11 protein-coding genes are annotated in these 12819 nt (G+C 63.3%); 2 read left to right on the forward strand and 9 right to left on the reverse strand.

Annotated features, from left to right (window positions below; genetic code table 11):
- Window positions 1-31 precede the first annotated feature (31 nt).
- From ACP7AR_RS06625 to ACP7AR_RS06655, 7 genes are read right to left on the reverse strand one after another with little or no spacing between them, the layout of a single operon-like run.
- On the reverse strand, window positions 32-772 hold the full coding sequence (locus ACP7AR_RS06625; protein ID WP_426183972.1) for an ABC transporter ATP-binding protein: 741 nt from the start codon (window positions 770-772) through the stop codon (window positions 32-34).
- A complete protein-coding gene (locus tag ACP7AR_RS06630; protein ID WP_426183974.1) occupies window positions 772-1572 on the reverse strand; it encodes an ABC transporter permease in 801 nt (266 codons plus the stop codon). The genes ACP7AR_RS06625 and ACP7AR_RS06630 overlap by 1 nt, the downstream gene beginning before the upstream one ends.
- 10 nt (window positions 1573-1582) lie before the next feature.
- Window positions 1583-2719 carry a UDP-galactopyranose mutase gene (glf, locus tag ACP7AR_RS06635; RefSeq protein WP_426183976.1) on the reverse strand — a complete coding sequence of 379 codons (1137 nt, stop codon included), beginning with the start codon at window positions 2717-2719 and terminating at the stop codon, window positions 1583-1585.
- Window positions 2719-4014: a nucleotide sugar dehydrogenase gene (locus ACP7AR_RS06640; protein WP_426183979.1), complete on the reverse strand. Its 1296-nt coding sequence runs from the start codon at window positions 4012-4014 to the stop codon at window positions 2719-2721. The genes glf and ACP7AR_RS06640 overlap by 1 nt, the downstream gene beginning before the upstream one ends.
- A 5-nt stretch (window positions 4015-4019) precedes the next feature.
- Window positions 4020-5105: a non-hydrolyzing UDP-N-acetylglucosamine 2-epimerase gene (gene wecB / locus ACP7AR_RS06645; protein ID WP_426183980.1), complete on the reverse strand. Its 1086-nt coding sequence runs from the start codon at window positions 5103-5105 to the stop codon at window positions 4020-4022.
- Window positions 5106-5139: 34 nt separating this feature from the next.
- A complete protein-coding gene (locus ACP7AR_RS06650; RefSeq protein ID WP_426183981.1) occupies window positions 5140-6285 on the reverse strand; it encodes a hypothetical protein in 1146 nt (381 codons plus the stop codon).
- Window positions 6282-7442, reverse strand: coding sequence for a glycosyltransferase (locus ACP7AR_RS06655; RefSeq protein WP_426183982.1), 1161 nt, complete (start codon window positions 7440-7442; stop codon window positions 6282-6284). The genes ACP7AR_RS06650 and ACP7AR_RS06655 overlap by 4 nt, the downstream gene beginning before the upstream one ends.
- Before the next feature lie 678 nt (window positions 7443-8120).
- On the opposite strand from ACP7AR_RS06655, the gene ACP7AR_RS06660 reads away from it, so the two are divergent.
- Complete coding sequence (locus tag ACP7AR_RS06660; RefSeq protein ID WP_426183983.1) at window positions 8121-8870, forward strand: glycosyltransferase family 4 protein; 750 nt, start codon at window positions 8121-8123, stop codon at window positions 8868-8870.
- On the forward strand, window positions 8867-9286 hold the full coding sequence (locus ACP7AR_RS06665) for a hypothetical protein (protein ID WP_426183984.1): 420 nt from the start codon (window positions 8867-8869) through the stop codon (window positions 9284-9286). Before ACP7AR_RS06660 ends, ACP7AR_RS06665 begins: the two co-directional genes overlap by 4 nt.
- Window positions 9287-9289: 3 nt before the next feature.
- Here ACP7AR_RS06665 and ACP7AR_RS06670 read toward each other — a convergent pair whose 3' ends face one another.
- Window positions 9290-10609: a glycosyltransferase gene (locus tag ACP7AR_RS06670; RefSeq protein WP_426183985.1), complete on the reverse strand. Its 1320-nt coding sequence runs from the start codon at window positions 10607-10609 to the stop codon at window positions 9290-9292.
- A gap of 421 nt (window positions 10610-11030) precedes the next feature.
- Complete coding sequence (locus ACP7AR_RS06675; RefSeq protein WP_426183987.1) at window positions 11031-12815, reverse strand: ABC transporter ATP-binding protein; 1785 nt, start codon at window positions 12813-12815, stop codon at window positions 11031-11033.
- Window positions 12816-12819: the final 4 nt, after the last annotated feature.

Genomic DNA, 12819 nt, shown 5'->3' on the forward strand with positions numbered 1-12819 from the left:
TTGCCGCGCGTTCTCGACGCGAGCTGCCCGCTCAGGCTGCCGGCATCGAATCCGCGTTGTAGCGGTCGAGCACCTCGTTGATGCCGGCATCCAGCACCAGCGCGCCCTTGTTGAGATAAAGGCCTCGGGTGCAGAAGCGCCGTAGATCTCGCTCGTTGTGGCTGACGAAGAAGAGTGTGCGCCCCTCGGCGAGCAACTCGTCGATGCGCTTGTAGCACTTGTCTCGAAAGGCCTTGTCACCCACAGCGAGAACCTCATCGACGAGCAGGATCGGCTCGTCCAGCTGCGACACGACGGAGAACGCGAGACGCACCTTCATTCCGTTTGAAAGATGCTTGTACGGAGCATCTTGAAAGTCTTCCAGCTCCGCGAATCCGATGATGTCGTCGTAGCGTCGGCTGACCTCCGCCTTCGACATGCCGTGAAGGCCTGCCGTGAGGCGCACGTTCTCTCGCACGGTGAGGTCGCCGACGAAGCCGCCGGTGATCTCGATGAGCGGTGCGACGCCGCCGTTGACCGTGACAGAGCCCTCGTCGGGCAGCAACACCTTCGCGACGAGACGCAACAGGGTGGACTTCCCCTGGCCGTTGCGCCCGACGACGCCGATCGACTCCCCCGGCTCCACCGTGAACGAGACGTCTCGGAGGGCCCAGAACTCTCCCGAAGTCCTGCGGCGTGAAGCGCCTGCGAACAGGTCTTTGAAATTACGCCGACCGCGACGGTTGCGGCGGAAACGCACTCCGAGTCCTGTCACTTCGATTGCAGCCGCCATCACAGCTCCTTCAGCACAGAGCGTTCGAGGGAACGGAACACCCAGAGCCCGAGGACGAAGATGCCGATCGTCATGACGACGCTGATCAGGATCGTCGTGGTGTGCCACTGGTCGGGGAAGAACCCGACCCGGTAGAGCGTGAAGATGCCTGCCAAGGGGTTGAACGCGCCGATCACATCGAAGGGAGCAGGGAGGTTGTTGACGCTGTAGATGACCGGGGACGCGTAGAACAGCGCACGAAGGATCAGAGCGGTGGTGCGCTCCAGATCGGCGTAGAGAACGCACAGCGGAGCGACGAGCAGGCCCAGCCCGACGAGCAGCAGGGTCTGCAGAAGGACCGCGACCGGGAACCACAGCAGCGACCAGCCGATGGTGACCTTGTCGGCGTTGGCGATGACGAACAGCGCGAGCACCGGGATGGCGAAGAGGAACTCCATCCCCTTACTCAACACGATGCGGTTGACCCAGATCGATCTCGGAATCGACGTCGAACGCACCAGTCTGGCGTCCTTGCGGAAAGCTCGGGTGAAGTCTGAGACGGAGGTGTTGAACCAGACCCACGGCAGGAGGGCGAGGATGAGGAAGACGATGTACGGCTCCTCGCCGATGCTGCCTCGCTTGAAGACCTGCGTGAAGACGAACCAGTAGATCGCGCTCATCACCAGCGGGTCCAGCACCGACCACAGGTAGCCGAGCCAACTGGTGGCGTAGCGGACCTTCAGATCGCGGGCCGAAAGCAGCCACAGCGAATGCAGATATCGCCGGGGCGTACCCGGCGCCCCGACAGCAGCGTGACTCACGGTTCCGAGTTTAGGCGAGTGTGTTGTTCCACATGGTCAGCGCCGAGCCGATGGCCATGTGCATGTCGAGGTACTGGTACGTGCCGAGACGTCCGCCGAAGTGGACGTCCGTCTCACCCTTCTGCAACTCTCGGTACGCGAGCAGGCCATCGCGGTCTGCGGGCGTGTTGACCGGGTAGTACGGTTCGTCGGCCTTCTCCGCGAAGCGGGAGAACTCGCGCATGATGACGGTCTTGTCATCCGGGTAGACGTCCTTGCGCTCCGGGTGGAAGTGCTTGAACTCGTGGATGCGTGTGAACGGGACATCCATATCCGGGTAGTTCATGACGGGCGTGCCCTGGAAGTCCCCGATGTTCAGGACCTCCCGCTCGAAGTCGAGGGTTCGCCAGCTGAGCTCGCCCTCGGCGTAGTCGAAGTACCGGTCGACCGGACCGGTGTAGACGATCGGCACCTGTCCGACGAGAGCCTTGCGGTTCAGCGGCTGCGAATCGTCGAAGAAGTCGACACCGAGCTTGACTTCGATGTTCGGGTGATCCGCCATACGCTCCAGCCACGCGGTGTAGCCATCGGTGGGCAGCCCCTCCCACGTGTCGTTGAAGTAGCGGTTGTCGTAGTTGTAGCGCACGGGAAGGCGGCTGACGATGTCGCCGGAGAGCTTGTGCGGATCCGTCTGCCACTGCTTGGCCGTGTAGTCGCGGAAGAAGGCTTCGAACAGCGGGCGCCCCACGAGCGCGATGCCCTTCTCCTCGAAGTTCTGCGCGGTCTTGACGTCGAACTCGCCTGCCTGCTCCTTGATGAGCGCGCGCGCCTCGTCGGGCGAATACGCCGCCTGGAAGAACTGGTTGATGGTGCCGAGGTTCACCGGCATCGGGTACACGACGCTCTTGTGGTTCGTGTAGACCTTGTGCACGTAATTGGTGAACGTCGTGAAGCGGTTGACGTACTCCCAGACCGTCGCGTTGGAAGTGTGGAACAGGTGCGCACCGTAGCGGTGCACCTCGATCCCGGTCTCGGCGTCTGCCTCGCTGTAGGCGTTGCCGCCGATGTGCGGGCGACGTTCGATGACGCTGACTTTACGGCCCGCTTCTGCGGCACGCTCAGCGATGGTGAGGCCGAAGAAACCAGAGCCTACGACGAGAAGATCCATCAGGCGGCCGTTCCGACGACGATGCGGGGCGTGCCGACCCAGCGGGCCGCGTCGGTGGCGTTGCGGCCATCGACAAGCAGTTTCACGCCCGGGAGACGGTCGGGCCCGAGGTCGCGGTATTCGGCGTGGTCGGTCTGCAGGATCGCGAGGTCGACGTCGCCACCGAGCGCATACGGCTCGAAGCCGAGTCCGCGCAGTTCCTCGTCGGAGTAGATCGGGTCGTGCACGACGACCTCAGCACCACGTTCCTTGAGCGCCTGTACGGTCGGGAAGACGCCCGAGAACGCGGTCTCCTTCACCCCGCCACGGTACGCCGCACCCAGCACCACAGCCCTCTGCCCCGTGAGGGAGCCGAGGATGCCCTCCGCCTGCGCGACGAGACGCTCAGGCATCGACGCGTTCAATTGACGGGCGACGCGCACGATGTCGGCATCGGGGTCCGTCGACAGATACAGACGCGGATACACCGGGATGCAGTGCCCACCCACCGCGATACCGGGGCGGTGGATATGGCTGTAGGGCTGCGAGTTGCACGCCTCGATCACCTTGTAGACGTCGATACCGTTCGCTGCCGCGAACAACCCGAACTGGTTCGCCAGCCCGATGTTCACGTCGCGGTAGGTGGTCTCTGCCAGCTTCGCCATCTCCGACGCCTCGGTCGTCCCGAGATCCCATACGCCGTTCGGGCGGGGCAGGTCGGGACGCTCGTCGAACTGCAACACCGCCTCATAGAACTCGCGAGCCAGACGGTTGCCCTCATCAGACAAAGCACCGATGAGCTTCGGGTACTTACGGAGATCCGCGAACACACGACCGGTCAGCACACGCTCCGGCGAATACGCGAGGTGGAAGTCCTCACCCTCGACGAGACCAGAGCCTTCCTCGAGCATCGGCTTCCAACGGTTGCGCGTGGTGCCAACGGGAAGTGTCGTCTCGTACGAGACCAGGGTGCCAGGAGTGAGATGCTCAGCCAGCGACCTGGTCGCCGCATCCATGTACTTGAAGTCCGGCTCCCACGTCTCATCATTGACGAACACCGGAGCCACCAGGACGACGGCGTCCGCACCGGGGATGGCTTCGGCGTAATCGGTGGTCGCGCGCAGACGACCCGCCGGGATCAGTTCGGCGAGGCGCTCTTGCAGGTGATCCTCGCCGGGGAACGGCTCGACACCAGAGTTGATCGTGTCGACCGCCCTCTGATTGACGTCGACACCGATCACGTCGTGACCGGATGAGGCGAACTGGACGGCGAGGGGAAGCCCGATCTTTCCGAGGGCCACGACAGCAATGCGCATGGGTTCTAGTCTATGGGCGCTTCACCTGAGGAAGCACCCAGGAGGGTCTCCACGGCGCGCTCCGCCGCGTGTCCGTCGCCGTAAGGAGCAGCGTCAGTGTCGGCGGGGCGCGGCCTGCTGACTCCTGCAGAGATCTCCTCCGCTGTATTCGCAAGCACGTTCCAGCCCAGCTCGATAGTCTCGACCCACTCGGTTTCGGTTCGGATCGTCGTGCATGGCACGCCGAGCAAGAATGCTTCCTTCTGCAGTCCACCCGAGTCGGTAACGACTCCCGCACTGGAGAGCGCGGCGGCGATGAGGTCGGCGTAAGCGAGCGGAGCATGGGCGACGAGCGATCCTTGGTTCAGATCGATCCCGTGCGACGCAGCTTTGGCGACCACGCGCGGGTGGGCTAGCAGGATCACAGGCTTATCAAGACCGGCGAGCCCTGCTGCGACCTCGGCGAGACGAGCGGGCTCGTCTGTGTTCTCGGCGCGATGAATAGTGGCCACGTAATACTCACCGGACTGGAGGCCGAGCTCCTCCATCAGCATCGACGGCGATCCGGAAATCTCGTCGCGGACTTCGAGCAGCACGTCTGTCATGACGTCACCGACGAGTACGGTGCGGTCGGCAAGACCCTCGGTCGCGAGGTGGTCAACCGCAACCTGGGTCGGTGCGAGGAGCAGGTCGGCCGCGTGATCGGTCATGACGCGGTTGTGTTCTTCCGGCATCCGACGGTTGAAGCTGCGGAGCCCCGCTTCGAGATGCGCGACCGGGATGTGCATCTTTACCGCGCTGAGGGCCGCGGCGACCGTCGAGTTGGTGTCGCCGTACACCAGCACCCAGTCCGGGCGGTGCTCGTCGAATACGGCATCCAACGCTGCCAGCATGGCACCGGTCTGCACGCCATGGGAGCCGCTGCCGACGCCGAGGTGCACGTCGGGCGCACCGATGCCGAGGTCTTGGAAGAAGACGTCCGAGAGCATCGGGTCGTAGTGCTGACCCGTGTGGACGATGACGTGCTCGACACCGGCGGCCTTCGCGGCTTTATGGATGGGAGCGAGCTTGACGAACTGCGGGCGCGCGCCTACGACGCTGACGATCTTCACGCCTGCCAGTCTATGGAACTTGCAACAGGAGGACTCACCCCCCGGTGAGCCTGCGCATGATCCTCTCCGCAACTGACACGTCGCCGTCCGACGACATCTGCTCGGCCACCTCATCCGCTGCACGCTTGAACCCCTGCACCTGTTCCGGTGTCGTCGCGCGCAGCGCGTCCACAAGGTCCCGTGCCTCATAACCGGGTGTGATCAGCCCCAACCCGTACTCGGTGATGAGCCGATCGGTCTCGATCGAGGTTCCGTAGACCATCCCCAGCCGAGCCTGAACAAAGTCGAAGAACTTATTCGGAAGCATCAAACGATGATTCGGCGTATGGGGCGGCAGTAGGAAGACGCCAAGATCGTAAGGATTGAGCGCCGTAGGCAGCTCGTCTGGTGGCACTGCCGCGTGCAAGGTTGTTCGCGGACTACGCGAAATTCGGTTCAGCAGTTGCTGCCAATAGGCATCGCCCTGACGCGACGGGATCAAGAAGAGGTCAAGCGAATAGCCTTCGCCTAGAGTGTCGACGGCGTCGATGATCGCCTCGATATTGCGTCCTGGGACCGCCCCTCCGCTGTGCACCAACCGAATACGGCCATGCTCCGCGGGGCTTGGAGACAGCTCAGGGACGAACGGCCGCGCGTTGCGCACGATCTCGGTGCGGACCCCGAACTGGTCAGAGTACATTTCGGCGATCGAGTTGTTGATCGTCGTCGCGGCATCCACGCGCGGGAGGTACTGCGCGCACACCCAATGCATGAATGGCGCCACCAGCAGGCGCCACGACAGGACGTGGGTCCGCTCCGCGGGTGCCCACTCGTGGAGATCGCACCAGATCTTCGGGGAACCGGCGACCTCGAAGGCGACGGGAAGCGCACGGGCTTCATTCGCGACGACCAGATCGAACTCGCGCTGACCGAGGAGTTCCTTCGCAGACTTCACAGCCGGTGCGTCAAGAACTACGGATGAAAATCTTCGCAGGGCCAGCTTCACGACACCTGGCAGCGTCTGGGGCAGAGACGGGAGGTTGTGATCGATCTCGAGGTGATCCACGGCTGCGTCAGGGCGCCCGCCATAAGACAACGTCGTGACGTCGCCATAGCGAGCCAAGACATCAAGTTGCCGAAGTACTCGCGCGTCGCTGCGGATGTCGGAGAAAGAAATGCAGAGAATGCGCGAACGGGTCATGTTGTCTCCTCGATCAAGTCGCGATAGTGCGCCGAAAGCTCCCGCGCACTTGTTCGCAGGCTCCGCTCGGCGACCACAAACTCGCGTGCTCTCGCGCTCATGGCAAGCCATTCGGTCCGGGGAAGCCGTATAACCGATCGGATGGCGTCGGCCAGTGCAGGAACGTCCCCCTCGCGCACCACGAGCCCGGTGCTTCCCTCATCCAACATCTCAGCGGCGCCGCCGGAGTCGTAGACGATGGCCGGAACTCCCGACGCCTGCGCCTCCAACGAGACAAGGCCCGCCGCTTCGCGGCGGCCGTGAAACTCTCGCGTCGGGAGAACGAAAACGGTCGCCCCGGAGAGCGCAGCACGAACGCCCGTGCGATCCTGGGAACCGCGGACGTCGATGTGCCGGTGTTCTGCCGCGGCCGCCTCTGCGACGGGTCGCAGTGGGCCGTCGCCGACGAGTGTGAGTTCGTGCGGAGTGTTCTCAGCGACGGCGACGGATGCATCCAGTAGATCGCGCACGCCCTTGGCATCAGATAGTGCACCGACGAAAACTACCCGGGCCAGACCGCTGCGTGCATCCGGAGCGGGACGGTACGCCTCGGTGTCGACGCCTTGGTAGTGCACCGCAATGCGACGCGCGTCAGCACCGGCGGCGACCGCCTTGCCTGCGAGGAATTCGCTCACCGCAAGGATACGCGCGGACGCATCGAAGGCCCTTCGTACCGTGCGCTGATGCCAGCGAAGCGTGGGCCGACCGAGCAGACTTCTGTCGGCCAGCGGCGTGAGAGGCACATACACATCCGCCCCGTGCAGGGTGAGCAGCAGCGGCGCACGAGTTCTCTTCGCTGCGGCCACAGCAGGCTGAGACCAATTCGCGAAGTGCTGATGCACGACCGCCGGCTCCCACCGATGGATCTCGCGCTGCATTCGCCCGAACAGCAGCGGCAGCGCGCGCTCCCGCTGCTGCCATGAACGACGCCCAGCGGCGAAGGATGTTCCGGCTGACGCATCGACGATGCGAATCGCGGCTGCAATCTCGGGATCAGTGACTTCGGCTGCCATCGTGAAGAACTGGAAGTCGAACTCGTCGGCGAGTTCCATCGCATGCTGAACCGCGAAATAGGTGGGCGGGATCTTCAATGACCCCTTGGTGATCGCGACGCGCATCCTTGACTCCCTGTCCGTCCATGGTGCTGAACGGCGATAAAGTTGATAGCTCTCATCTGATGCTGACAGGCGGGCGATCTGGAGAACTGGCTGACCATGACTGACACTAATCGACCGCATCTACTTTACGTTGCATGGGGCTACCCGCCGTCCAGGAGTGGCGGGGCATATCGCCTTCTGGCGACGGCGAATGAGTTCCACCGCGCTGGCTGGCGCGTGACGGTCCTCACGTGCGAGCGGGAGGTTTTCCTCCGCTCCACCGGAATCGATTCGTCGCTCGAGGCCCGAATCGACGAGGACATCCGCATCGTGCGGACCGAGTTCCCAGTTCGCGAGGTCGAATCGGATCTGCGGTCCTGGAGTTGGGCGCGAGCGGTTGCACAAGAGTTGTGGAACGGATGGGAGGCCCTTCGCACCCGGAGAGTCTTCCCAGAGCCTGGCTACGCTCTCTGGCGCCCGGTGCTCGAACGCGAGGCCCTCCGCATTCACACCACCGATCCAGTCGACCTCGTGATCGGCTCCGCGAATCCAAACGTGGTCCACACAGCCGGACTGCTCCTCCAGGAGCAGCACGGAGTTCCATTCGTCATGGACCATCGAGACACGTGGCAGCTCGATATGTACAGGGAACGGCGGACTCTGACTGATCGCCATCCAGGTGCTGTATGGGAACGCCGAATGATCTCGGCCGCTGCCGAAGCCTGGTTCGTCAATGAACCGATCGCCCAGTGGCACCGCGAACTCTATCCGGACGATGCCGCCAGGATGCGCGTCGTCCCCAACGGATTCGATCGCGAGTTCGTGGACGCACCTGTGCCGCCCTCCGGATCCTCAGATCGTCAGATCGTCTTCGGGAACATCGGCACGATGACCTCACAGACCCCGATCCCAGAGTTGATCGACGGATGGACCGCGGTGCGCGCACACGGTGGACTGGACGATGCGCGCATCGATCTCTACGGATATCTCGGCCATCAGGGCAACGACGACGGCGGAATCCTGGCTCGCGTCGAATCGGTCCAGGACGAATCCGTCCGTTACTTGGGCCCCGTTCAGAAGGCGCAGATCGCCCAGACGTACGCACAGTTCGACGTTTTGGTCCTGCCGCTCGGCACCAGCAGGTTCATGACCAGCGGAAAGGTCTTCGAGTATATGGCGACCGGCCTCCCTATTGTCTCGGTGCACGACCCGATCAACGCTGTCAGCGATACGCTTCGCGGGTACCCCGGGTGGTTCCCCGTTTCGTCACTCGATGCAGACGAGATCGGGCGGGCGCTCTTATCCGCCGCGCAATACGCCCGTGCACAGACGTTCGAGGACCGCATGGCCTCCAGGGCGTGGGCAGATCGCTACGATCGTCGCAACCTACTTCGACCAATCGCGACGGGCTGGCGCGATCGAGTCGCTAACGCGGGACGCCTGGCATGAGCATTGTTGTGATCCTGATCTCCCGTCCAGGCACCGCGGCCGCGATCGGGGACCTCCACGCCGACACGATCACGGTCATCGGTCCAGGTGCAGTAGGAGTCGATGTCGCGCTTCGCCCGCTCCCCCGCTCAATCGACCGCCTACGGGCACTGGCATGGCGCAGTCCGCTCGGACGCAACCTCGTCCGCATCTCGCCGTTCGACGTTTCCCGCCGACTCTGGCGGGCGCTGCGTCGGAACACCTCGATAGCGGCACTGGTCCACGATGCTGATGTCGTCGTCGCGGGCGACCGCGATGCCGTCTTCAGCGTTTGGCGCATGGCGAGGAAGCCACAGGCCTTTGGGTATGGATGGACTGCTGTGTACGGCTTTGCCGCGGCGCGCTTTGCACTCGACACCAGCCGACCGGAGGACTGACTTTCAGCGTGAGCGTTGAGCCGATCGGTTCTCAACGAGGTCACGAAGATCCGCAATTCGAGGATTAAGTTGTGCGCGTCGCGCGTACCGCGAGCCCCATGCCTGAGCAACAAGTCGTTCCTCCGGCGTCTGCGCGGCCGCTACCGCCGCTGTCGCGGCGAGCGAATCCGCGATATCTCCAGGGTCCAATGAGCGCGCCCCGTGCCAACCAGGCGCGTCCTTCACAACGTCCGTCGCCGCATTCCCGGGATCGTGCACGGACACGATCGGTATGCCGGTCGCGAGGTACTCGAACACCTTCCCGCTCGTGACGTACCGCCCCGTACCAAGTGCCAGGACGAGTGCGTCAAATCCCGCGTACACCTCCCCAATGCGCGACTTGCTCACCGGACCGCGGAACGAAACTCCGTCCTCCGCGGCGGCTTCCAGCATGCGTGCCGCCTCTCCTGTTCCCCAGTGGCCGACGTAACCATGGATCACGAGTCGATCGACCGCTCGGATCCGTCCATCTCGACGGGCCCGGCGCCATGCGGCGACGAGCGGCTCAACAGGTACCTGATCCGACATCGTCCCGATGTACCCGAACACCAGTCCCTGCGCTCTGCCGGAGCGGACCGGTACGGCTAGAGGTGCTTCGTACTCGTCGAATCCATTGGCCACGACATGCATACGATCCGCCCCACCATACCGCTGCGCGTGCCATGCCCGGATCGGCTCGTTCACGAACCACACCTCAGCAGCGCGCCCAAGCAGCCGCCGCTCAGTGCGGACCACGCCTGGGATCCAGTTCGTGACAGGCCTGCCGCTAAAGACGTCGAGCGACCACGCGTCGCGGTAATCCATCACGTAGGGAACGCCGAAGCGCCGAGCAAGATATGCTCCCGTGGCGAAGTCCACGTTCGGATTGGCGGTGCCGATCGCGAGATCGACAGGTCGCGAATGATGGACCCGCGCCGCCGCGCTCTCCAGCGGACGTCGCCAGCGCCCGTATGTGAGTTCAGGAAAACCGCGCAGGTCCCGTAATCTCTCTAGCCCGCGCCACAGCTCGATGTTCCTTGCTCGCAATCGACTCCACTGTCGCAGATCGGTCACATGGGCTTGAGCGCCCGGATCGACTCTGACGATCTCCACGCCGGGAGCCAGTTGGTCTTCCAACGACGAATCTACTCCGGCACTCGCTTCGAAGATGTCTCGCGGAACGGTGAGCACGGTGACATCCCAGCCATCAGCAGCGAAGGCATTGGCTGTCGCCAGTGCGCGGTACACACCACCGGCACGACTGGGCGGGAAGCTCCAGGCGGTGTAGAGCAGATGCGGATTCATCCTGCAGTCCTTCGCAGAACTTCCTTTGTACCGGCGGCGTAGCCGCTCACGGTAGCGATTGGCACCCGTCGAGCTAAATGCCAGCACGCGAAATTGGCGTCACGGTCTCCTGAGACCAGAACATCGGCGCTCGCCAGCAGTGCAGGGATCCGCCCGTCTCGGCGAACCGCGTGCCAAAATCGTGCACCACGATCAAGTGGCGACAGACGCTGGACCATCCGCAACACCGGTCCCCGCTGCAGCACCCGAGACAAGCGTTCCGCCAACCGTGAAAGGAGTCCTTCCGAAACTGCGATGACGAGCACGGCGTCATTCTCGGCCATGGGCTCCCCCCAAGTCACGTGTTGTATCCGGACACCGTCAGGGAGCGGCCCGAGCGGCTCCGCCGTCGCCTCGGGTGTTGTGGTGACGATGACGACGTTCATGCAAGCCCCGCGAGACGCGCCTGATGCGCAAATGCAGGGTTCGTGGCAACGACTTCGTTGAACGTGCCTTGACCTGCGACTGTCCCATCTTGCATAAAGAGGATCTGGTCCGAATCGCGGATGGTGCTCAGACGATGCGCAACAGCGATCACGGTCACATCACCGCGAAGATCACGAATGGCCTCAGCGACGTCGGCTTCCGTCTTGGTGTCCAGCGCGCTCGTTGCCTCATCGAGCACAAGGACTAGTGGGTTGCTGTACAGCGCTCTAGCGATGCCGAGACGCTGGCGCTGCCCGCCGGACAGGCTCAGTCCTCGCTCTCCCACGCGAGTCTCCAGGCCCTCGGCTCTTGTCTCTATCACGCTCCAGAGTTGTGCGCGTCGAGCCGCGTCCTCGACACGTTCACGGTCGAATTCAGAGCCCCAGGAAAGCGCGATGTTCTGAGCGATCGTGCCGTCGAAAAGAGTGACCTCCTGCGGCACGTAGCCGACGTGCGTGCGCCATGCGCCGAGGACGTCTTCCAAGGGCCGTCCGTCGACTCGGATGCTGCCGCCAGTCGGAGTCAACAATCCGAGGAGTAGGTCGACGAGCGTCGACTTCCCCGCGCCGGATGCCCCGGCAATGCCGACGGTGCTGCCGAGCGGGATTCGCAACGACACGTTCTGCACAGCAGGTACATCGCTCGCAGGGAAGGTGAAGGCTACATCCTCAAGCTCAAGAACCCGCGGATCCTCAGGTAGCGCCTCCCTGCCAAGGACTTCCCGATCTGCGAGGAACTTTTTCGACGCTTCGATGTCAGCGATCACCGTCTGCACGTACGGCGCGGAGGTGATCGTGCGGGTGATCACTGATTGAAACCCTGTGAGCGAGGGAACGAGTCTGAACCCCGCGATGCCGAAGAGCGCGACCGCAGATATGGTCGCTTCCATATCGCCACTGTTCGTGACGTAGGCAGCACCTCCCACGACGATGAAGCCTCCGATGATGGCTGCATCGAAGATGAAGCGAGGAACCGCCGAAAGAAAGCTTGAGTTCGCACGTGCCTGCGACGTTCGTGTTCTCGTCTGACGAACGACCTCACTCACCTCGTCCGCCTTATCACGAAGAGTGATCTCCTTTAGAGATGCCACCATGCCGGAGATCAACGCAGCGACGCGGAGCGAGGAGTCTCGCGCCACGCGCGCGGCCTGTCGCGACTTCCCGCTGAGGACGAAGTACTGCAGGATCGCGATACCGCCGAGATACACGATGGTGACCAGTGCGGTGAGCGGCTGGGTGACGACGATGACGGCAACGACTCCGACAGACGTGACCAGCAGCCCGGGCAATGTCGTCACCGGTAGGAGGAAGCCAGCGATGACGCTGGCGATGCCGGTGTCGGACATCTGGACGATCTGTGCACTGTTGCGCGAGATCCGATCGGTCCATGACGACCGTATGTACGCACCGAACAGTTCTTGGCCGACGGCAAGTTCGTAGGATGCGAACCGGCGGGTCGCTATCCACTGCAACCACACATTGGCCGCTGACTTCGCGACGACCACGGCGGCCAGAACAAGGATCAACCAGAGCAGCTGATCTTGTGGGATGGAGCCGATCACGGGGAGATCCACGCCGGATCCCGAAATGGTGCTGGCGAGTGCAAGCGCCAAAAGCATCAGGGCGATGACGTCGACGATCGCCAACAGCGCGGAGACGATCCCGAAAACGATCAGAAACGTCCGCGCAGATGCCGGAAGGAACGGCAGAAGCCGTCTAAGGGTGCGGAAGATATGGAGCATCGTT

The organism is Microbacterium sp. TWP3-1-2b2, from assembly GCF_049896145.1.
Lineage (GTDB): Bacteria > Actinomycetota > Actinomycetes > Actinomycetales > Microbacteriaceae > Microbacterium.

Bases quoted from the DNA above. Each gene is read 5' to 3' on its own strand.
- ACP7AR_RS06625 (WP_426183972.1), bottom strand. From the start codon at position 772: ATGGCGGCTGCAATCGAAGTGACAGGACTCGGAGTGCGTTTCCGCCGC.
- glf (WP_426183976.1), bottom strand. From the start codon at position 2,719: ATGGATCTTCTCGTCGTAGGCTCTGGTTTCTTCGGCCTCACCATCGCT.
- ACP7AR_RS06640 (WP_426183979.1), bottom strand. From the start codon at position 4,014: ATGCGCATTGCTGTCGTGGCCCTCGGAAAGATCGGGCTTCCCCTCGCC.
- ACP7AR_RS06650 (WP_426183981.1), bottom strand. From the start codon at position 6,285: ATGACCCGTTCGCGCATTCTCTGCATTTCTTTCTCCGACATCCGCAGC.
- ACP7AR_RS06655 (WP_426183982.1), bottom strand. From the start codon at position 7,442: ATGCGCGTCGCGATCACCAAGGGGTCATTGAAGATCCCGCCCACCTAT.
- ACP7AR_RS06660 (WP_426183983.1), top strand. From the start codon at position 8,121: ATGATCTCGGCCGCTGCCGAAGCCTGGTTCGTCAATGAACCGATCGCC.
- ACP7AR_RS06665 (WP_426183984.1), top strand. From the start codon at position 8,867: ATGAGCATTGTTGTGATCCTGATCTCCCGTCCAGGCACCGCGGCCGCG.
- ACP7AR_RS06670 (WP_426183985.1), bottom strand. From the start codon at position 10,609: ATGAATCCGCATCTGCTCTACACCGCCTGGAGCTTCCCGCCCAGTCGT.
- ACP7AR_RS06675 (WP_426183987.1), bottom strand. From the start codon at position 12,815: ATGCTCCATATCTTCCGCACCCTTAGACGGCTTCTGCCGTTCCTTCCG.